The organism is Aquirufa nivalisilvae (assembly GCF_004307455.1).
GTDB classification, from domain to species: Bacteria; Bacteroidota; Bacteroidia; order Cytophagales; family Spirosomataceae; genus Aquirufa; species Aquirufa nivalisilvae.
Genome location: NZ_SEWX01000008.1, coordinates 269,265 through 292,175, shown reverse-complemented (window position 1 = coordinate 292,175; position 22,911 = coordinate 269,265). Strand labels below are relative to the sequence as shown.

Below are 22,911 nucleotides of genomic sequence, written 5' to 3'. Positions count from 1 at the left end.
TGTGCTTATTTTTTCTTTTTCTTTTTGAAAAGACAATCTTCTGGTTTCGATTTAACAAAATAAGTCTTGTAATTCAATGCCTCCGGATTCATGCAACCTTCCAAATTTAGGATTTCAATGTTCTTGAATTCCACCGGATGGCTTTCACTTTGTAATGAAATACTTCCTTCTTTGATAAGCTCACCTGATTTTCCGAAAATCACATCTTGTCCACTCACATTTCCGCCACCTACTTGTGGTCTCTGATAAGCTAAAACTTCTTTTCCATTGGAATAATGACGAATCAAAGAATCTCCTAAAACGAGTACCTCCGCTTGTACCCACTGATCGCCATGAAAGGTTTCCGACTGGGAATTGATGCAATGTGGCGTAAATAACTTGCCATTCATTTCTACATTAGTCCCCGGAGTACACAAATTACAGGTCGTTCTTTTATCCTTACCGTTTCCTCCCAATAATTGCACCTCGATGGATACTGGAAAGTCTTGCTTCAAACCCATGCTTTCAGCCGTTTGTCCATGCACCATAATCCCACTATTTCTGATAGCCCAACCTGGTCCTTTGATGGCCTGTTCTCCTACAAAACGATAATTCAAACGGATGCGGTAATAGCCAAACTTTTTCTTGTAAAATAGGTGACCAAATCGCTCATCGAAATTGGGATAGGCAGCAGAATCATAGCGTACAACCAATTTTCCATCCTCCACGCGGAAGGTATTACCATAGTTGACTCCGGTAGGAGAATTGCGGATTTTAGGTGTCCAATTTGTCAAATCTTTACCATTAAACATGGATTCCCAAGCTTCCTTGGAAGCGTTTTGTGCTTGTGATTGAAAAGCGAAGATGCTTAGAAGTAGCAATAATTTAATTTTCATGTTTCAATAAGGTTAAAAAATGTTTGCCTAAAATTCGGCCTTGGGTTTGTCCGGCTTGTATGCCGTCCATGTAATGAATACCGCCGTAAAAACGGGAAATACTGGCCTCCTCGGCGGCTGCTTCAAAGGAAGTAAAAGAACGATCATCAATCCCATAGCGTTTTTCTACGGTATCTGTATAGGCAAAATGAGGGCCAAAAAAATGCGTTAAAACAATGGCCGCTGTCGTTGATACTGTGGAATGTCCACTTGGATATTCCGGAAATGGCGGAGTTTGTAAAAAGGGTTTCCAAGTAGGGTCAATTAATTTGCGAATGGCGGTTTCTGGACGGATTCGGTGACTGTGGTATTTTTCTCTCCAGCATAACCAAAAGGCATCCATCAAACTGGTGGCTAAAGCCGTTCTGATTTCTAGACTTTTCCCAAAGCTTGTATTGTTTTTGGCACTTGCTATTCCTGCAATTCCCATCCAATGGGCTCCGGGGGATATTTTTTTCATGCCAATCAATAAGTGGCCTTGGTCATTCAGCGCAAAGGGATTACAATCCCAAAAGGCCGCAATCTTTAAATTAGCCTCCGATTTGTTTGCCTCATAAACCGCTTTACTTAAAGCATAGAAGTTAGAGGAATTGGATTCTGAATAAGGAGCAGGTGCTGGGATTTCTTCAATCTTATTTGTGTCTAAACTAAAACTTCGGATGCGGTAAAAATAGGGTTCAACTGCCGGAAAATACCCAGGAGGCGTGCTGTACCATGAGCCAGTTGTTTTCTTGGGAGTGTACTTCGGGAAATTGCTCAACTTATTATATCCATCTGCTTTGGCATAGGCTAAAATTCCTTTGGCTACTGCTTGGGCTTTTTGGGTAGAAGTTTCAATGACTTGATCCGATAAGCCTAGTTGACGACAAGAATCAATGTAACGCGCTTCAAATTCTTTCATTCGGCCTCCCGAAGGTTGCATTTTTTGAGATACTTCCATCATAGCCAATATAGCTGTGAACTCGGGTGCTTCCACAGGTTTATCTTTTGTGAAGGAAGGATAGCCATTGAATTGATATTGAAATGCATTCAGGCTAGAATCCGCTTCCGTCATGACCTGATAGCCAGCTAAACAGGCATAAGAGAAAAAGCGCATAGCCAAGGGAGGATTGCTGACATCATGAATCATCATTTCTGTCATTTCTTGGACTACTTTATCTATTTCAGTTCCTGAAAATTGGATTTTCTTAGACTCAGATTGACAAGCCCAACAAGCCAAAAAGGATAAAAGGAGGATGATTTTTTTCATCGTTTTGCCGCTTTAAATGGGAAGGTACCTCGTTGGTTAATCCCGATGAACAATTGATTTCCCAAGACCTGCATAGACCGAACATCGCCTTGTAACCAAAGTCCTGCTTTTTGAGGAGAAACAGCCTCATAGCTTAAGTTTCCTTTGGATGTTAAGATTAAACCTGAATTGGCATCCATTTTACCAATCCTTAATTTGGCATGATGCATATTGCCAGCTAACACAATATCCAGATCATGCTGGCCATCAATGTCTAGTATAGCAATAGCTGAAATAGGCGAGGCTTGTACTTCCCAAGGTAATTTGACTGATTCAAATTGACCTTTAGAATTCAATTGAAAGAGGGAGGTTTTTAATTCAGTAGCTTTCCAAACTTGCTCTCCTTTTTGCTCTTCTTCCGTAATAATGTCCGACAATTTGGCCTCAGCAAAACTTTGATAATCTGTGAAACGAGTACGCATGATACTCATTTGGTCCAATAATTCATCGCGTGTCATGAAGGGCACAGACTCTCCTTTGACATAGGTACATAAAATAGGATCGATGGAGCCATTTTGGTCATAATCCTTATAGTGCAATTCCATGGGCTGCTCGGTAGAAGCTTTCCATTGGCTGTTTAGACCTAAATTACCTACCAACATTTCTTTCTTTCCATCCCGATTCAAATCTTCAATTCGAATGGTATTCCATAAACCTTGAGGAGAGTTTTCGAAGAACGTAGCTGTGCTTTCTTCAAAAGCTTTATTATTCAGTGTAAATATTTTAATCGGCATGAATTCTCCTACCAACACCAGCTCTTTTTTCCCATCTTGATTTAAATCGTCCCAAGCTGCATCGGTCACCATTCCTGCCTGTTGTATAGCAGGAAATTGCGCGCTAATATCTTTGAATTTACCAGCACCTTGATTGAGTAGAACAAATGACTTAGGACATGCGGGATAGCTTCCAGGAATGACTCGTCCGCCTACAAATACATCGGGTAATCGATCTTGATTGATATCAATGATTTGAATAGTGGATTTGCTAACTCCTTGACTAGGTAGAGGAACCGTCGATTTTTTGAAATTTCCTTTTCCATCATTGATGTACAAGCGATCAGCCAGTTTCGCATCATTGGCTTCCATCAATCCATAGCCACCACTGACTACCCATAAATCTAGGTCACCATCTCCATCAGCATCAAAAAACTGGGCATCACTATCCTCAAAACCGATGTCCTGACTCATCGCCGAAGGAGTTCGTTTCAATTCGCCAGAGCTTTGTTGTAAATACAAAGTAGCTCCTTTGCCAGCCTGATTTCCAACAAATAGATCTTCTAATTTGTCTCCATTCACATCACCTGTACTTTGGCAAGGTCCTACATAGGATAAAGGAATGGTAATTTGGGTTTGTCGTTTAAAATCATTGAATTCATCTGGAGAACCTTCAAAAGTTTGCAACGTTTTTGCCTGAACAAATAATGGACTTTCTTGATTTTTAGCTTTGAAGGCAATGGTCTTCGCATCAGATTCTTTTAAGGTAATTTTGGCAGTTGTTACCTTTTTGATCACTTGAGATTTACCTGAATTCCAAACAATGAACAGAGAATCGGGTGCCTTACTTCCTAAACCAACATGAAGCAAAGGTGAAACGCTCGATTGATATCCGCGATATAGGTTTTGTTCGAAATATTGGTTTTTTCCACCCTGATAAATCCAGATTTTGGCACCTAGACCTTGGGTATTAAGTCCTTCTCCTCGAAGTTCAATTTGAAGGTTTTTATTTTCTTTTTTAAGCTCATTGCTTTTATTCTCAAAAATAAAGGCAGGTTTGTTGATGTTATTCACAATCAGCTCCAAGTCGCCATCTCCATCCAAATCAGCATAGGCAGCACCATTACTATTGGAGGTATTTTCCATTCCCCAGGCTTTGGTCACCGAATTAAAAGTGCCATTCTGCTGGTTTTTAAACATGTAATTGCTGATGTTGGAAGCCGGCATTTTTTGAACTAATTCCAATACGTTTTGCCTCTGAATGGATGCTTGGTTGTTTTGAACATAATCCCCCATGTATTTAAGGAAATCCAAGTTGGTATAATCCCTCAAATACCCATTGGTGATATATAAGTCTTTCCAGCCATCATTATCGTAATCTGCAAAAAGGGCGCTCCAGCTCCAATCTGTATTGGAGATTCCAGCCAATTGCCCCAATTCATGAAATTTAGGTTCTTGTGTCGTTGGGTCAATGCCTTGGTTGACTTGCAACATATTTCTCATGTATTGATGTCCAAAACCCACAGCCACATTGAAATTGAATTTCTCGTAATTATCTGGAGCCATCAAATTCTTTTGCCTCATATTATCTTCTGGCAACATATCCAAGGTGAATATGTCCGCCAAGCCGTCATTGTTGATATCGGCAATGTCATTTCCCATGGAAAAGTGGGAGGTATGTCCCATGCTTTTCTGAATGACGTTTTTGAATTTTTTACCTTGTTGATTGATGTATAAATAATCTGGAATAGTATAGTCGTTGGAAACATAGAAATCCAACCATCCATCGGCATTGACATCCGAGATTCCCACGGCTAAACCATAGGAAAGGGAGGAACTTGTAATTCCCAGGGAAGTTGTCATATCTTCGAAATGACCTTTTTGTTTTTGAATAAAGAATCTTAATCCGCTGTTAGGGTCTTCTTGTCGAAGTAAATCCGCGGTACTGGATTCATCTAATATGGGTAGTGATTTAGGATTGTGATTTACCAAAATCATGTCTAGATCTTGGTCTTTATCGTAGTCAAAGAAAACGGCCTGTGTACTGTTGGCAGGGCTATCTAAACCATAGGCAGCGGCCTCATCTTTAAACAATGGGACACCAGCTGCATCATTTCCTTGATTGATGAATAATTGATTGCGTTTTTTATCAGGAGGCAAATTTCCTGAATAACAGAGGTAAATATCTAATTTATTATCGCCATTGATATCCACCATGGAAACGCCAGTTTTCCATGGACCTGGCCTGCCCGTCACACCAGCTACATCGGCTACTTCTTTAAAAACCAGATTACCTTGATTGAGGTACAAATGGTTGTTTTCCATGTTACTGGAAAAATAAATGTCTTGTTTTCCATCGCCATTCAAATCCCCGGTAGCTACTCCACCTCCATTGTAGAAGTATTCATACATCAGAACATTGGTGTTTAAACCTTCTTCAATTTTATTTTCAAAATTGACATGGCTTTGCTCGGGATTGAGTAATTGAAAAAGTTGAGGTTCAGGATTGCTCTCTAGATCTGTTTTTGCCTTTTGGCAAGAAAAGCTAATGATAACAAGCAGGAGAGCAAAATAATTCTTCACGAGACAATATAGATAGATAATGAAAAAAGGAAATGGTAAAGCATTTCTACTTTACCATTTCCTTGTAAATATACTAGATTAATATCCAGGATTTTGAACCAATTTATTATTACGGTTCATTTCATCACGTTGGATTGGCAAGAAGTACATCTTGTCTAACCACGTTCTGTTTTCTTTACCTGGATCCATTTCAACTACTTTATATGAGTAATCAAAGCTGCTTGGATCATACTTATATAAGGTAACTGTTTTACCAGGTTTCAAAGCACCAAAGACATTGATGATTTTTACCTTAGCTCCAAGGGTGTTGGTAGCAATCATCCAGCGACGAGCATCATGGTAGCGATGTTCTTCAAAGGCAAGCTCAACACGACGCTCGTTACGATAACGCTCACGCAAGGCATTACCGCTTTCTGTTACAGCAGGCATACCTGAACGGAAACGGATTTTGTTCAACCAAGTACGGGCTTCAGCATCTTGACCTAATTCAATACACGCTTCTACATAGTTCAATACAGCTTCTGTATAGCGGAAGAAAGGCCAAGGGATTTGTTGCCAAGTATTTTGGTCTACAATAGAAGGGTTCGGATCGGTAAACTTACGGAAATAATATCCTGTATAACTACCATTCCAATCTTCTACTGTACTCTTACGTGTATCTAAACCAAAATAAGAAACCTTACTTGATCCAGAAGAAAGTTCATATTGACCAGTTTGAATTTGATTCAATGGGTCTTTAGAAGCCACGTCTGCCGTTCTTGGTTTCCAATTAGCTCCATCATACAATAAAGTTGCATAGAAACGTGGGTCACGATTGTCATATGGACTAGCTGCATGATTAGTATTAGACCAAGAGAATTTAGAGCCATCCATCATTTCGTAATCATCTACGAAGTTTTGAATAGGAGCGTTTCCAGCCCAGTTATGGTAGCCATTTGGACCATTGAACAAACCAATACGACCACCATTTTCCTGCTTAGCATTGATAAAATAACGAGCAAAGATGAGTTCTTTTTCTCCGCCATTTTTAGCTAATGAGTTATTTTGGTAGTTCGTAATTGCATCATTTTTCTCTGCAGGAGCAGATAAGTTTAATGCATTACCAAATCCAGGTAAATCCAATACCGCTTTAGCAGCATCTTTGGCTTTTGTCCAACGAGCAGCACGATCGCCAGAAGTATAAGCTAAAAGAGCTGGCGTAGGAAAAGCAGCCATCGCAGTTGATTTAGATTTAGCTGTCGTTGCATCATATAAATCACTTGCTCCGTATAAAAGGATACGTGATTTTAATGCCAAACAAGCCGCTCTACTTCCTCTACCACCCGCCAAAGATTTACCATTTAATAAAGCAGCAGCTTCATCACAATCTTTCACGATAAAGTTGATACATTCTTCCATGGTATTTCTTTGAGTTAGGAAGTCGGTATCCGTTAAAGCATAAGCTTTATCCACAATAGGTACACCACCATAGTAACGAACTAATTGGTGATAGAAATAGGCACGCATGAATTTAGCTTCACCTGTTAAACGCTCCACTAGAGTTGTAGGGAAGGTCGTTGCTTTTTTCAAGTTAGCCAAGGCCAAATTACATGCACGAATACGGGTGTACATGTTTTGCCAGCTAAGTGTACCATTCACCCAACCAATATCAGCTGGGTTAGAGCGTGATTCCGTGATAGTAGTAATACCACGTCCCGGGTGAGTAAAGGATGCTTCATCCGTTAGAGAAGCAAGCATTTGCTCGTCAAATCCACCGTTGCCCAAACCTCCGTACAATTCTGTTACGAAAGCTTCTGCCAAGTTAGGATCAGTCCAAACAACTGATTCTGACAGCTGGTCTAGCGGCTTTGTGTTAACAAAATCGTCATTGCAGCTGGTTAAAACGGTACTAAATAATGCTAGTGCAATGATTATGTTTCTTTTTTTCATAATGAATACGATAGTTTATGAGTTAAAAAGTAGCTGTTAAACCTACGTTTATGATTCTTGACTGAGGATAATACTGTCCTGTTGAATTGGTTGATTCTGGATCGTATACTTTCAATTTGTCAAACGTCAATAAGTTCAAACCATTTGTGTAAACACGACAGTTTTTCAAACCTATTTTAGCCAAAGCAGAAGCCGGAATATTATATCCAATTTCTAAGTTTTTCAAACGAATGTAGTCGCTACTACGTAACCAATAGGTATTGTTACCTGAATAGTATTGGTCACTACGGTTAGCGATACGAGGGTGCTCGCTGCTTGGATTTTCTACTGTCCAACGATTTTGGTAAATATCCAATAAGAAGTTACCAATGTTTCCAGATTCACCAGCACTCACATACTGTTGTGCACCAGCTGCTCCTTGGAACAATACCGTCAAATCAAATCCTTTGTATTGAGCGCCTAAGTTAAAACCACCTTGGAATAAAGGCAATTGAGTGAAGTCATTACGCACTTGATCATCTGGAGTGATTTTTCCGTCACCATTGTAATCTTTGTACTTCATGTCACCCGGACGTAAGGTATTTACGATAGCCTTGTAGTTGATGGTGTTCGCATCAATTTCCGCTTGATCTTTGAATACTCCATCGTAGATGTAAGCTTGGTATGTGTACATAGGCTTACCTGTAGTTCTTTGCCAATCTGGAGCGCCTGGAGCTTCATCCCAGAACAAAATTTTGTTCTTCGCGTAACCTCCATTTATACCTACATTGAATGTTAAGTCACCAATTTGGTCACGGTATCCCAAAGTAAAGTCAAATCCTTGGTTAGAAACCTCACCAATGTTTTGAGCTGGAAGAGTTAAACCTGTCGACTGTGGTACAGAAGCATTTTTTACCCAAAGGATATCGGTTCTTTTGTTGTAGAAATAATCTAATTCAAAAGTCAATTTATTGTTGAATAAAGCTCCTTCTAAACCAATATCTGAGTTAGTAGCAACCTCCCATTTGATATCGTTGTTCGGGATTTTAGTTTCAAACAAGGTCTTAGTTTCAACGTTTCCGATAATGTAAGATCTAAATCCGTAAGTAGATAAATATTGGTAAGTAGCAATTTGGTCATTACCCATTTGTCCCCATGAACCTCTTAACTTCAAGTAGTTGATAACAGGCAAATCGTTTTTGATGAAATTCTCTTCCGACATCACCCATCCTGCCATAACACCAGGGAAGAAACCATAACGAGTTTCTGGAGGGAAAATATCAGAACCATCATAACGCCATAAGAATTCAGCTAAGTATTTCTCTTTGTAGTTATAAGCCACACGACCGAAATAGTTTAAACGAGCTCTTTCATAAGCACCACCACCGTTGTTTTTCTCCAAGTCACCACCAGCAAACATCTGATCTAAAGCCGTTGAGATGAAGAAACGACGGTAAGCATTGAAGTTGTCGCCATTAATTGTTTCGCGGTTAGTACCTGCTAAAACAGTTAATCCATGATCAGCGAATTTTCTCTCATAAGTGAAAATACCTCCTAACAAGATGTTTAATTGCGTTTCGTTACCCAATGTTAAACGAGGTTCAGCTGGACCACGCTTACTAGCTACTAAGATAGGAGTTACTCCATCCGCTTCGAAGCCTGTTCCTTTTTCATATAATGTCCATGGAGTCTCCCAACGTTTCGTATCTCTGAAACGCTTGTCAATAGCCGCTGTTCCTGTAAATTTCAAACCTTTGATGAATGGAATCTTGATATCCAATTGTCCATTAGTTTGGAAATAACTTTGTTTATCACGGTCATAACCAGTCTGATTGGTTGTAATAACTACAGGGTTTTCACCATTTTCAATATCTGGACCTGGGCGACCATCTGGCCAGAAAGCTGGCTGGTTTGGTTTTCCACGCATTTGCATACGGAAAATAGCACTGGCTGGCTTAGTTGGGAAGCGACGGTTTTCTTCACGTCCCAAAACACCAATGGATAAGTTGACATTTTCATTAATTTTTGCATCCAAATTCAAACGAAGGTCATATTGTTGATATCCTGTAGCTGAATTTTTGTAGAATGCATCTTGGTTTTGGTATCCCAAAGAAGCCAAGTATTTAATGTTCTCTCCGCCACCGCTCATTTGAAGGTTGTGACGAGATTGAGGAGACCAGGTTTTTAAAGTAGCACCATACCAATCAGTGTTAGGATGTAACCACGGGTCAGAACCGTCGTTGTACAACTTCATGTCGGTAGGAGAATAAGGGGCTTTGCGGCCATTGTAAACACCAGTTTCTTTATATGCTTTAGTAGCATCTGCCCATTGGCTTACTGGCAATTGGTAAATGTCCAAGTCATTCAACATACCTGCATATTGTGCGGCATTAGCTAATGCTGGAACAACTGTTGGTTGAGAAAAACCTTGGTTAAACGAGTAAGATAATTCAGGTTTACCTGATTTTCCTTTTTTCGTTGTGATCAAAATAACACCATTGGCAGCACGAGCACCATAAATGGCAGCTGATGCATCTTTCAAGACAGAAACCGACTCAATGTCCGCTGGGTTAATACGATCTAAACCACCCGCTCTGTTAGGAATACCATCAATTACGATTAAGGCATCACTATTGTTCAGGGTGTTTGCACCACGAATACGGATGGAAGATCCATCGTAACCAGGCTCACCACTACGGTTAACAGCAACAACACCGGCCATTCTACCAGCTAATGAGTTACTTAAGTTAACACTCGGTGATTTCTGAAGTTCATTTCCTTTGACAGAAACAACTGAACCAGAAACGGTAGCTTTTTTCTGAACACCATAACCCACCACAACTACTTCTGATAGACTTTTGGCATCTGGTTTTAAGCTAACATTAATGACACTTTGATTTCCAACAGTTACTTCTTTAGGTTCGTAACTCACAAAAGAAAAGAGCAATTTACTTTGAGCGTTGGTAATGCTAATGGAATACTTACCATCAACATTGGTCGTAGTTCCTTTACTTGTTTCTTTGAGGATGATGTTGACACCGATGAGCGGTTCGCCTTTTTCATCAGTAACCGTACCAGTTACCGTAGACACTTTGCCTTGACCCATGGAAATCCATGACATCGACAACAAAAATGCCAAAAGCAAAACCGCATTACTGCTAATAAATTTTGTTTTCATACAAACGATGGTTAAATGGTTAATCGACACAATAGGTCTATTGGTCGACGGAATTAAGGCAGAAATATATAGTAACTATTTTGAAATTTTACTACTTGAAGCAAGTGGTAAATCATTTATTTATCTAACGGAAAGGTTTATTTGGCGGTAATTTATTGGAATAGTACAATATTTAACAATTTTAATGATGCAGTTTATACGCAAATGTGAGCTTCTAAATACCCATTTTTCAGGCACTTAGGAGATTTTTGAACGTATATGTATATATGTTTGGCTTTTTTGCTACTTCAAATTTTTCAAGAAAAAGGTCAATTCTATTTATTAAAATTTTTTAAGAAATTGTTTGTAAAGTTTTTTACATGCTGTTACGTAAAGTCTAAATTTAATTTGACACCAATAAATTCACACTATTTTTTTCCAATGGCCTAGAGGATATCACCTTCGATTTCCGTTGGCTCCATTTATAAGGAGAACCATGGGTCTTTTAGGAATCTCTATTAAGCTTCCAATTAAAGAAGGACAGAAATTGTTTTTAAGACGAGCCTGTGTCGATCTAATCCATCTAGCTGATTTTGAGTAGGATACGATTTTTTATTTAAAATAATTCTAAATAATACCATTTCTTATTTGGAATTACTCTAAATAAGAAATAGCTTTGTTTATTATTTATAATTAGTCTACATAAAATTAATACAATTAACATGCCTAAAAATAACTTGAAAATGCATTTTGCGTGGCTTTTAGCCATATTGTTGGGATTTTCTTCCTGTGAAAAAAGTCCAGAAGTGGTCCCCAATCTTCGTTCAAAAATGGACTACAGTCTATTAACTACAAGCACTCCTTATAAGCAGTATTTCATCGATGCTAAAGGAGATACCACCGTGGATTTTAAATCTGGAAACACTCGATACAAAATGTTCCAAGCATTGAACTATTATCTTGGAGCCGCCGTACGAGACAACAAGGCTTTAGATGCCAATTTAATGAAAACCATGTTTGCCAATTCTGGAAATTCATTTACAGATATTACTAGCTTAAAAATTGTTGGAACAGATTTAAACACATCGGGATTATCCTTAAGAAGCATTACAGCATCATCTAAATCCAGTAGTGAGGCCGAATTAGCTCGCACTCGATTGGATGCTTTATTTGGAGAAATGGCAACGGTGAGTAATTCTTTTGCGAATACGGCCTCCAAAGGAATAGCTGGTAAATTGGGAACTTATTTAGTTGATGCCAAAGGAATTGAAACAGCCCAAATCATTCAGAAATCCTTAATTGGAGCTTTACAGATTGATTATATTGGCAATGTATTACTAAATACGGGTTTAAGTGCTGATAATTATACTGTGGTTTCAGGGAAGAAGTATTCTGCCTTAGAACATAATTGGGATGAGGCCTATGCTTTATTGACCCTGAATCCGATCTATTTAGCTGGTTCTACAGATGCTGTTCGTGGAACATCAGAATCATTTTTGGGTTCCTATATCTGGGAATACAACAAGGCCAACTATGCCAATTTTCACATGGCATTTTTGAAGGGGCGTGCCGCTATCGTGAATAATGATATAACTGAATTGAAAAAGCAAGCCGCTTTTATTAGAAATGAATCAGAAAAGGCCATCGCTTCTGCTGCGGTAGGTTATTTAGCTAAATGGAAGTCTGGAACTACCGATGCTGCGCGTGCACATGCTATTGGAGAAGGCTTAGGCTTTATTTATTCCTTGCGATTCTGTTCTTCTTATAATGTTGATGCCAAATTTTCTGATGATATTTTGAATGCCCTAATCAATTCGCCTAATGGTTTTTGGGACTTAACTAATGATAAAATTAATGCGGCCTCTGAGGCCATTAGTACCAAGTTTAAATTATAATACATACCATAATGCCATGGATTCATCTAATCCATGGCATTTATTAATCTGAATTATTGAATGAAAAAGTATTTATTAATTGTATTGACAGGATTGATTTGGGCATGTGGAAGCAATGGAACGGGAACCGATGAACCAACTCCACAAGAAGATGGGAAGGACCGAAAAGCCATTCTCATTCATTTAGCCGATCATGTTATTATACCATCCTATGCTAATTTCAAATTGAAATTAGATGCGATGTTAGCCAAGTCTGATGCATTTACTAGTCAGCCCAACACGGCCAACTTACAAGCTTTTCGTTCAGCATGGATTGAGGCTTACATTGAATGGCAGAAAGTTGAACTATTTGATTTTGGACCAGCAGAAAAGCAAACGATCCGTAATTTTTTTAATATCTATCCCGCCAATGAAATCGGGATTCAGTCTAATATAGCAGATCCTGCTGCTAATTTGGAAGTTCCGGCTTCGTATGCGCAACAAGGCTTTCCTGCCTTGGATTTTTTAATTAATGGGGTGGCTAAAACTGATGAGGAAATTGTAGCATATTATTTGACTCCAGTTGAAGGCACCAAGCGAATTGCCTACATCAAAAGGTTAACAACTAGGATGAATTCATTATTGGATAAAGTAATCAATGAATGGAACACTACTTATCGCGAAACCTATGTAAGTAAAACGGGCTTAGATATTTCCTCTTCTACTTCTTTAATGATTAATGGCTTCGTTCTTCATTATGAGCGATTTATTCGATCAGGTAAATTTGGAATTCCTTCAGGAGCCATGTTAAATGGAGTAGTAGCTCCAGAAAAAGTGGAGGCATTTTATAAAAAAGATATCTCCCTGGTTTTGGCAAAAACAGCACATCAAGCCTACGTTGATTTTTTCAATGGAAAAGCCGTGAAAACAGGTTTCGAAGGCCCATCCATTAAAACCTATTTAGATGCTTTGAAGGCAAATGACAGTGCCACAGGTAAAAATTTAAGCGAGATCATCAATGCTCAGCTAGAAGCAACTAAGTTAAAATTAGATGTATTGAAGCCTAATTTATATGAAGAAGTTAAAACTAATAACCAGGCGATGGTGACAGTTTACACCGAGATGCAGAAAACGGTACGCTTGCTGAAAGTGGATATGACTTCTGCCATGAGCATTACCATTACTTATACAGATAATGATGGGGATTAATTCTTACCTCAAAAAAACAAGTTCAGCAGCCCCGTTGGCTGTGTTTAGAATTTGTTTTGGGTTTATGTTAATGGGTAGTTTAATCCGCTTTTGGGCCAAAGGTTGGATAGATTCCTTGTACATAAAACCGACGTATTTTTTTAGCTTTTATGGCTTCGAATGGGTCAAACCATGGGGAGAATATACCTATGTTCTTTTTTTGATTTGTGGTTTATGTGCTTTTTTAGTGGCTATCGGGCTTTTTTATCGAGTAGCCATCATTGGTCTATTTCTTAGTTTTTCATACATCGAATTAATCGATAAAAGTACCTACCTTAACCATTATTATTTCATCAGTTTAATCTGTTTGCTTTTAGTTTTTCTACCCGCTCAGGTCTATTTTTCGGTAGATTCTTATCGCAACAAACATATACGAGCTCAATTCATTCCTCAATGGAATATTGATTCCATCAAACTCATGATGGCCATTTTATATTTTTATGCTGGTTTGGCCAAGGTAAATAGTGACTGGCTTTTTCATGCGCAACCTCTAAGTATTTGGCTGCCTGCTAGAAATGACATGCCCATTATCGGTTTTTTGTTTAATTATGCTTGGATTCCTTACCTGTTCTCCTGGTTTGGATGTCTGTATGATTTGAGCATTCCTTTTTTACTTTGGAATAAAAAGTTTCGAATATGGGCATATGTAGCCGTTATTGTTTTTCACGTGCTGACTGCTTTATTGTTTCCCATTGGGATGTTTCCGCACATCATGATGGTGGCAGCTTTGATCTTTTTTTCAGCAGACTTTCATCAAAAAGTAATTGACCGATTAACATCAATCTTTAGAATACCATCTACGTGGCTACATGATAATTTGAGCTACCAGTCTCCCCGATTTCTACATGTGGGCTTTATGGTGTTTTTTATATTTCAAATGGCTTTCCCATTTCGATATCTGGCCTACCCTGGCGAATTATTTTGGACGGAAGAAGGCTATCGATTTTCTTGGCGAGTTATGCTCATGGAAAAAGCGGGTTATGCTCAGTTTACCGTGAAGGGAACAAATGGCCTGCAAGCCGTTGTCAATAATAACCTTCATTTGAGCACTTTGCAAGAAAAAATGATGAGTACACAACCCGATATGATCTTACAGTATGCTCATCACTTGCGCGATTATTATGCCAATATGGGCTTTACTTCTCCTCAAGTATATGTAGATTCTTATGTAGCCTTAAATGGACGATTGGGGAAACCCATGATAAGTCCGCATACTGACTTAGCCAAGGAGCAAGATTCTTTTTCTCATAAAACATGGATATTACCCTTCAATGATACGATCAAAGGTTTTTAACACATTAGCATTTTGTTTAGTAGGATTTGGGCTAATGGCTCAATACAATATTTCAGGGAAGATATATTTGCGCAAAGCGGCTATTCCATTAGCTGGATGTCAGGTATACTTGAATCAAGGAAATCCGATGACTCAAAGCAACGAGAAAGGGGAGTTTATCATTAAAAATGTAGCCCGAGGATCTCATGTCCTTCATACTTTATCTCCGAATTTTCATTCCATCCAACAAGAAATTAATATTCAGAATAAAGATATCACGCTAGAACTGTTTGTGGATTCCTTGGATGTCACATTAAATGAGGTGTTGGTTACACAAAAGCAAACGGATTTTGGATTTACACGCATGCGCGCTGTGGAAAGTCTAGGAATTTATGAAGGCAAAAAGACGGAAGTTATTTTACCCGAACAATTAGTTGCCAATTTGGCCACGAATAATGCCCGACAAGTTTTTTCTCGGGTAGCTGGATTAAATATATGGGAAAATGATGGAGCTGGTTTACAGCTAAGTATTGGAGGAAGAGGTTTGGACCCAAATCGTACGTCCAATTTTAATGTGCGACAAAATGGCTATGACATCAGCGCGGATGCATTAGGATATCCTGAGAGCTATTATACGCCACCTATTGAAGCAGTTGGAAGGATTCAAATTGTTCGAGGAGCAGCTTCCTTGCAGTATGGTACTCAGTTTGGTGGATTGATCAATTTTGTGATGAAGAAACCTGTACTTGATAGGAAACTAGAATTGGTTGCAAGACAAAGTGTAGGTTCATTTGGTTTTTATAATGCCTTCACAAGTGTAAGCGGCACAAAAAATAAGTTATCCTATTATACTTTTTTTCAATACAAAAGAGCAGATGGTTGGAGACCCAATTCAGATTTTGAAAGCTATAATTTTTATGCCGATGTTGATTATCGATTCTCAGATAAAACCAGTATAGGAATTGATATTACGCACATGAATTATTTGGCACATCAACCAGGAGGACTGACAGATGCCATGTTTGCGGAGAACCCGCGCCAAACCAACCGAGAGCGAAATTGGTTTAAGGTAAATTGGAATTTATGGGCGCTTCATTTTGATCATAAGTTCAATTCAACAAATGAGTTTAATCTGCGATTCTTTGGGCTTTCGGCTTATCGTAAATCCTTAGGATTCCGCCCTAATCGGGTTGCGAGTATCGATGATAATTCAGAAAGAGATTTAATTACGGGGGATTTTTCCAATTGGGGAGCAGAAGCCAGGTATTTGAAGCGTTATTACGTTGGGAAAAAATTATTTGTCTTTTTGGTGGGATCGCGTTTTTATCATGGATTCAATCATAGTGTCCAAGGACTAGGCAGTCGGGGTAAATCAGCGGATTTTGACTTTATTAATTCAAAGGAAGGAATTGCTAATGATTATAGTTTTCCCAATAATAACACGTCCTTGTTTTTCGAAAATATCTTTTACTTAAGTGATAAATTCTCCATTACACCTGGTTTGCGCTGGGAATACATTCATACTCGCGCTGATGGATTTTATGGTAATATACAATTTGATTTAGCAGGAAATATTATTTCAGCTACTAGAACAAACGAGTCTCGCACGAATGAACGATCTTTTGTTTTGGGAGGAATAGGTTTTAGTTATAAGCCAAGTTCTCATTTGGAATGGTATAGCAATGTGTCACAAAATTATCGATCAATCACCTTCAGTGACATGCGAATTGCGAATCCTTCATCCGTGATAGATCCTGATATGAAAGATGAAAAAGGTTATTCGGTGGATTTAGGTTTGAGGACATATGAAACAACCAGGTATAATTTTGATATCAGTGCTTTTTATTTGAATTACAATAACCGAATTGGAGAAGTGCAGTTTTATGATGCTAGCAATCGTGTTTTGAGAAGGAGAAGTAATATTGGTCAGGCGGTTATCATGGGCTTAGAATCTTATGGTGAAATTGATCTATTACGCTGGGCACTTCCTGAGGAAGAGGAGGCGAGTGCGGTAGTATTTGCTAACATAGCCTATATTCAATCTGAGTATAAGGCTAGTCAGATTGCAGGTATCGTAGGGAAGCAAGTGGAATTCGTGCCCAAGGTTAATATGAAAACAGGATTAAGGGTAGGGAATAAAAAATGGAAAGCTTCATTTCAATACACGTATTTATCCGATCAATTTACAGAAGCCACAAACGCCAGGGAAGGAGGGGTTTCTGCAGTAGTGGGTTTAATACCTGCGTATAACATCTTGGATGCGGGAGTTTCTTATCAATTGGGTCGCTATAAAGTAGAAGCGAATATCAATAACCTGGCAAATACCATGTATTTCACTCGTCGTGCCACTGGCTATCCAGGACCTGGAATTTTACCATCAGATGGTCGAAGTTTTTATCTAACAGTTCAAGGAAAATTCTAACGCTGGCAAGGTTCCAAACCTTGACAGCGTTGGGAAAACGATTTTTATTTCAGTATTATTTTATGGCACGTTTAATTATCAACTCATTGATAATTAAGGGTTAGCATCTGTTTTTTGTTTGGTAGAATTATCAATAAGTTGATAAAATCGACCATCGAACAACAAGGGGAGATGACAGCAGGTTTTAATTCAATTTGAACTTGATACTTTTACAAAAAATAAAACCTGCTATGAGACTTTTCCTAATTTGTATTACCGCTGTCAGTTTAGGGGTAGCCTGTAAAAATGCAAGTGAAAATATTACACCCACATCGAGCGTAGCTGTCCCAGCTGTGTATTCCAAAATTTATGGAGCTACTTCCATTACGAATGATGGGACTTACATTACCATTAAAACTACGGGTGTTCCTGACCATAAAAGTGCCTATTTTGCTAGTTCAAACGCACTGTACGAGGCGTTTACTGGGAAAACATTTGGAGGCAATAACTTTGCGAAAAACCCTAATTCCATTTCTACTCAATCATTTACTTTTAAAATACCTGTAAATCCACAAGTAGACGCAGCACACAAGGCCACACCACTAGGTCCTATCGGCGTAGCGCTCAATGGGGTTCCTCTATTTAATCAATATGCAGGTCCTAGTCAACCTCTAACTAACGAGGTAAACGGATTTGATCAATATTGGGGCCACCCTCAGCAAACAGGATCTTATCATTACCATGTTGAGCCTTTATACTTGACTCAAGTGAAAGCATCAAAGTCATCCTTATTAGGGTTTTTACTAGATGGATTTCCTGTTTATGGTCCTGAAGAAGGTGGTCAAGTGGTGCAAAATTCTTCACTAGATGCATATCATGGTCATTCACATAGTACTGATGAATATCCCAATGGAATTTATCACTATCATATAACTAGTACAGATCCCTATATCAATGGAAGTGGATTTTACGGAAGTGCGGGTACTGTTTCTCAGTAGTATCCTAGCCAGTAGTTTTTTAAGCTGTCAACCTAAAGAAGAAATGATGGTCAATGCTACGCAGGCGAAAGTCGCTTGGGTTGCAGGGAGGATGACATTGAACAATGAAGTTTTTTCAGGGGCCCTATTTCAAATTTATCCGAATACAAAAGATACCGCTAGTGTGGAACATTATGTGCAAGGGCTAGAAGATGGAATATGGAGAAAGTATTATCCATCAGGCCAATTATATGAAATTAGAGCTTATGACTACGGTAAAAAAACAGGCACCTATGAAGCTTGGTGGGAGAATGGGAAACGGATGCGTGTATTTGAATTTGACAATGATGAATACCAAGGAGTTTGTAGGGAATGGAATATAGAAGGGCAATTAATTAGAGAAATGCATTATGAAAAAGGACATGAGCAAGGAGCTCAAAAAATGTTTTACGATAATGGGAAAATTAGATCCAACTACCTGGTCCTGGATGGCAGACGCTATGGGCTTTTGGGAACGAAAAACTGTCGAAATATTTCTGAGAAAGTCTTTAGTAATTAGCTTGCTTACGAGCTTAGCTGCTTGTCAAAGCAGAGATCAAGTATCGACCATTCCTTATTATAATAGTCCCGATTTTAGCCCACATTTTCTGGATAAAACAGAGGCAAAAATTAGAATTAAACACCATATTGACCATTTTTATTTGAAGGATCAACATGGAAAAACTATTTCTCAAGACAATATCAAAGGAAAAATTCATTTAGCACAATTCATTTTTACGCGATGTGGAAATATTTGTCCTGAAATGATTTCCCAAATGAAGACTGTTGCGAAAAAATTCAGAGCCAATCCTGATGTAGAATTATTATCCTATTCGGTAACTCCTTGGATTGATGACGTGCCAACCTTGAGAAAATTTGCTGAAGAAAAGCAAATAGACTCTCCCAATTGGCACTTGTTAACTGGCTCCAAATCTGTTATTTATAATTTAGCTCGGAAATCCTATTTTGCAGAAGAAGAATTGGGGTATTCCAAGGACAGTTCCGAGTTTTTGCATACGGAACATATGATTTTAGTAGATCGAGATGGCAGAATTCGAGGAGTCTACAATGGTACTTTACCCTTAGAAGCGGAGCAATGTGTCAAGGATATGGAAAAGTTATTATCCGAAAATTAAAATTCTCTTTATTTAGAGGAAGAAATCGTCCATTTATTAGTCAATTTTTATTTCCTTTGGGCCAATAAACCTATTTAAATGATCGGCCACGAATTTCGGAATGCCTTGAGAAAAGGTAGTCCTATATATGGAACTCTATTGACTTCCACTTCCCCCAAAAGCTTTGATGTGGTACTAAGCCTACATCTGGACTTTGTGTTTTTATGTGCAGAGCATGTTTCCTATAACCCTGAAACCTTAAGTTGGATGTGCCGTGCTTTTAAAGCCGCAGGGATCAATCCCGTAGTTCGTATTTTAGAACCTAGTCCTTATTTAGCTACACAGGCTTTAGATGCTGGTGCGGGCGCCATTTTAGTGCCCTATGTAGAAGATGAGGAGGAAGTACTACAATTGGTGGGGGCCGTCAAATATCGACCATTGAAGGGGAAAAAATTAGCTAGAATTTTACATGGGGAAGAAAAGCCTTCAGCTGAATTAGCTCAATACCTTCAACAGCACAATCGTAATAATACCTTGCTGCTGAACATCGAAAGTGAATCAGCGGTTAAGAACTTGGAGCTTTTTGCGCAAATACCTTCCATTGACGGACCGGGTGTCGATGGTTTTGTGATTGGACCACATGATTTATCAACGTCTTACGAAATGCCTGAAGAATACCGTTCAGCAGAATTTATGGAATTATCTACCTCCATCATTAAAAAGGCGAAATCATTGGGTGTCTCCGTTGGTGGACATACAGGCTATCGAGGGAGTTTGGACTTGCAAAAAGATTGGGTCAAGGCTGGAGCAAATATCATGTTGCACTGTTCGGATATGTTGTTATTTGCCGATAAATTACAATCAGATATGAATGAACTTAGGTTAATTCATGGAGCAGAACAAATAACCCAAGTAAATTCAGAAAGTATTTAAATAATTCGAATTACAGTATAAAATCTAAACCTTTTACCTATAAACCTTATGAAAATTATTCATTTTCGAAATCTTCTATTTGCCTTTGTTTTGTTTCTTCATCATGGGTTGCTTGCCCAAGTTGTTGATTTTTCCAAAGCAAGCATTGCCGCTTCTTCCACCATAGCATCTCCCTTTAAAGAAAAAATGATAGCCGTTTTGCAGGAAGAAATTGCTATCAAGACTAACCTTAAATTATCGAGTAGTCCACAAGATAAATCGCCCTTATTATTGTTGGCCCAACAAAATAGCCAAGAAGTTAATGGTTTTACATTACCTACTTTGACCAAAGATGATCAACCGTCTATTCAAAAGGAAGGTTTTCGTTTAGTGCACCAACAAATCGGGGGGAGAGATTTGCTCTGGTTCATTGGGGCTGATCAGCGAGGTCTTTTATTTGCCATTGGTGAGTTTTTGAGAACCGCTGATTTAAGTAAACAAAAAATTCTATTTGATAAAAAGTATGAAAAATCGAGTGCGCCTATGTATGCCATTCGTGGTCATCAAATTGGGTATCGAAATACAGCCAATTCTTGGGACGCTTGGGATTTTAAACAGTTTGAACGCTATTTCAGGGATTTAGCCTTTTTTGGGACGAATGCCATTGAAAATATCCCCTTTCAAGATGGAGCAGCTAGTCCGCATATGAAAATTAATCGGGAAGAAATGCACATTAAAATGAGTCAAATGTGTCAAGCTTACGACTTAGATTACTGGGTTTGGACTCCTGCAGATGTAGATTTGGCTGATCCACAGAAATTCCAAGAAGAACTGAAAGCGCATATTGAATTTTATAAAAATTGTCCAAGATTGGATGGGGTATTTTTCCCTGGCGGCGACCCAGGAGAGAACCATCCTAAATATGTTTTGCCATTTTTAAAAGCAGTAGCTGCTGAATTGAAAAAATACCATCCCAAAGCAGGAGTATGGTTGTCTTTGCAAGGCTTTAACGATGAAGAAGTGAATTACTTCTATGATTATTTAGACCAAAATAAACCAGATTGGTTTACAGGTATTGTCACAGGTCCAAGTAGTCCTGATTTGGCATCTACACGTTTTAGATTAGACAAAAAATACCAGCATCGCCATTACCCAGATTTAACCCATACGGTTCGTTGTCAGTACCCTACGGAGAATTGGGATCAGGCATTTGCCTTAACTGAAGGTAGAGAGGTGACCAATCCTCAGCCATCCTATTACGCTAAAATTCATAATCGATTTGCTCCTTTTACGGATGGGTTTTTATCCTATTCAGATGGTGTTCATGATGATGTGAATAAAGTAATTTGGAGTCAAATGGCATGGAATACGGAAAAGGATGTTCGTCAAGTCATGGTGGAATATGCCCGATATTTCTTTGGTAATTCGGTAGCTGAAGCTGCTGCTGAAGGAATTTTGGCTTTGGAAAGAAACTGGGTAGGACCTGTTGAAGAAAATGGAGGGATAGAAACAACCTTTGCATTTTGGCAAAACTTAGAGAAAAACCATCCTGAATTAAAAGGAAATTGGAGATGGCAGCAATTAGTGATGCGTGCCTATTACGATACTTTTATTAAAAGGAGAAAAATGTATGAACAAGGTTTGGAGAAAGAGGCTAATTTGATTTTGAGTCAAGCTAAGGTATTGGGATCAGAAAAAGCGATGAGTTTAGCTTTAGAGAAAGTAAATCAAGCTGTTCAAAGACCTGCAGCACCAGAGTTAAGACAAAAGGTGGTGGACTATTGCGAAGCATTGTATCAATCGATTGGTCTACAAACAAGCGTAGCTAAGTATAAAGCTAGTGGAGCCGAAAGGGGAGCGATACTTGATTTCATTGATTACCCTTTAAATAATCGCTGGTGGTTAGAAGATGAATTTGCAAAGATTCGAAAAATGGCTGATGAAGCGGCAAAGTTGGAACGAATTAACATCATAGCCACTTGGGAAAATCCTGGACCAGGCAGTTATTATGATAACATTTCGGATCAGCTAAAAGGCCCTCGAGTAAAAACGAAAACAGAAGATGCAACCGATGTGGCTTGGTGGGATAATGGATTAAGCAGACGGCGCTTATCAACACAGTTATTCCAAAATTTCCCAAAGCTAGAATATGAAGATTTAGATCCTAAGGGATCTTATACCATTCGAATTTCTGGACAAGGAGATGCCTTATTGCGTGTGGATGGAGTGCGAGTTAGACCCGTTATATACAATAAAGGGGTAGAGGAATTTAAAGAATTTCAACTTAATCCTAAATTCATCAGCGATGGAAAAATTTCGATTTCCTTTGATGAACCAGAAGAGTCTCATTTAAATTGGCGACAGCACTCCAAGGTATTTGATATCTGGTTGTTGAAAAAATAAGTAAATAAACAGAAGGGCTTGAAATATCATATTTCAGGCCCTTTTTTCATTTTAATGAGTACTTAGAATTGTCATTCAGGCATGTAAAGGTATTTGGTAGTCGTGT

14 protein-coding genes are annotated in these 22,911 nt (G+C 38.6%); 9 read left to right on the top strand and 5 right to left on the bottom strand.

Translation table 11 applies throughout. The features are described from left to right. Window positions 1-5 precede the first annotated feature (5 nt). The 5 genes from EWU22_RS12260 to EWU22_RS12240 all read right to left on the bottom strand — a co-directional run bounded on the left by EWU22_RS12260 (window position 6) and on the right by EWU22_RS12240 (window position 10,584). The gene (locus tag EWU22_RS12260) at window positions 6-875 is read right to left on the bottom strand and encodes a 3-keto-disaccharide hydrolase (protein WP_130925778.1); all 870 of its coding nucleotides are present in this window, start codon (window positions 873-875) and stop codon (window positions 6-8) included. Beyond that, a complete protein-coding gene (locus EWU22_RS12255; RefSeq protein WP_231962896.1) occupies window positions 865-2,163 on the bottom strand; it encodes a vanadium-dependent haloperoxidase in 1,299 nt (432 codons plus the stop codon). Before EWU22_RS12255 ends, EWU22_RS12260 begins: the two co-directional genes overlap by 11 nt. Next, window positions 2,160-5,498 carry a VCBS repeat-containing protein gene (locus EWU22_RS12250; protein ID WP_231962895.1) on the bottom strand — a complete coding sequence of 1,113 codons (3,339 nt, stop codon included), beginning with the start codon at window positions 5,496-5,498 and terminating at the stop codon, window positions 2,160-2,162. The genes EWU22_RS12255 and EWU22_RS12250 overlap by 4 nt, the downstream gene beginning before the upstream one ends. 78 nt (window positions 5,499-5,576) lie before the next feature. Then, entirely contained in the window at window positions 5,577-7,427 is a 1,851-nt protein-coding gene (locus EWU22_RS12245) for a RagB/SusD family nutrient uptake outer membrane protein (protein WP_130925776.1), read from the bottom strand. A 22-nt stretch (window positions 7,428-7,449) separates the two neighbouring features. After that, a complete protein-coding gene (locus EWU22_RS12240; protein WP_193495315.1) occupies window positions 7,450-10,584 on the bottom strand; it encodes a SusC/RagA family TonB-linked outer membrane protein in 3,135 nt (1,044 codons plus the stop codon). Window positions 10,585-11,285: 701 nt separating this feature from the next. On the opposite strand from EWU22_RS12240, the gene EWU22_RS12235 reads away from it, so the two are divergent. From EWU22_RS12235 to EWU22_RS12195, 9 genes are all read left to right on the top strand, one after another. Next, window positions 11,286-12,458 (top strand): DUF4856 domain-containing protein, encoded by a 1,173-nt coding sequence (locus EWU22_RS12235; protein ID WP_130925775.1) that lies wholly within the window; start codon window positions 11,286-11,288, stop codon window positions 12,456-12,458. Window positions 12,459-12,518: 60 nt separating this feature from the next. Further along, entirely contained in the window at window positions 12,519-13,646 is a 1,128-nt protein-coding gene (locus tag EWU22_RS12230) for an imelysin family protein (RefSeq protein WP_130925774.1), read from the top strand. A 64-nt stretch (window positions 13,647-13,710) separates the two neighbouring features. Next, window positions 13,711-14,979 (top strand): HTTM domain-containing protein, encoded by a 1,269-nt coding sequence (locus tag EWU22_RS12225; protein ID WP_231962906.1) that lies wholly within the window; start codon window positions 13,711-13,713, stop codon window positions 14,977-14,979. After that, a complete protein-coding gene (locus EWU22_RS12220) occupies window positions 14,957-17,380 on the top strand; it encodes a TonB-dependent receptor domain-containing protein (protein ID WP_130925772.1) in 2,424 nt (807 codons plus the stop codon). The genes EWU22_RS12225 and EWU22_RS12220 overlap by 23 nt, the downstream gene beginning before the upstream one ends. A gap of 230 nt (window positions 17,381-17,610) precedes the next feature. Next, on the top strand, window positions 17,611-18,357 hold the full coding sequence (locus tag EWU22_RS12215; protein ID WP_130925771.1) for a YHYH protein: 747 nt from the start codon (window positions 17,611-17,613) through the stop codon (window positions 18,355-18,357). Continuing rightward, window positions 18,314-18,895 carry a toxin-antitoxin system YwqK family antitoxin gene (locus EWU22_RS12210; protein WP_130925770.1) on the top strand — a complete coding sequence of 194 codons (582 nt, stop codon included), beginning with the start codon at window positions 18,314-18,316 and terminating at the stop codon, window positions 18,893-18,895. The genes EWU22_RS12215 and EWU22_RS12210 overlap by 44 nt, the downstream gene beginning before the upstream one ends. A 1-nt stretch (window position 18,896) precedes the next feature. Further along, a complete protein-coding gene (locus EWU22_RS12205) occupies window positions 18,897-19,511 on the top strand; it encodes an SCO family protein (protein ID WP_231962894.1) in 615 nt (204 codons plus the stop codon). A gap of 78 nt (window positions 19,512-19,589) precedes the next feature. Continuing rightward, window positions 19,590-20,423 (top strand): HpcH/HpaI aldolase family protein, encoded by an 834-nt coding sequence (locus EWU22_RS12200; RefSeq protein WP_130925769.1) that lies wholly within the window; start codon window positions 19,590-19,592, stop codon window positions 20,421-20,423. A 48-nt stretch (window positions 20,424-20,471) separates the two neighbouring features. Next, on the top strand, window positions 20,472-22,805 hold the full coding sequence (locus EWU22_RS12195) for a hypothetical protein (RefSeq protein ID WP_130925768.1): 2,334 nt from the start codon (window positions 20,472-20,474) through the stop codon (window positions 22,803-22,805). The last annotated feature ends 106 nt before the right edge of the window (window positions 22,806-22,911 follow it).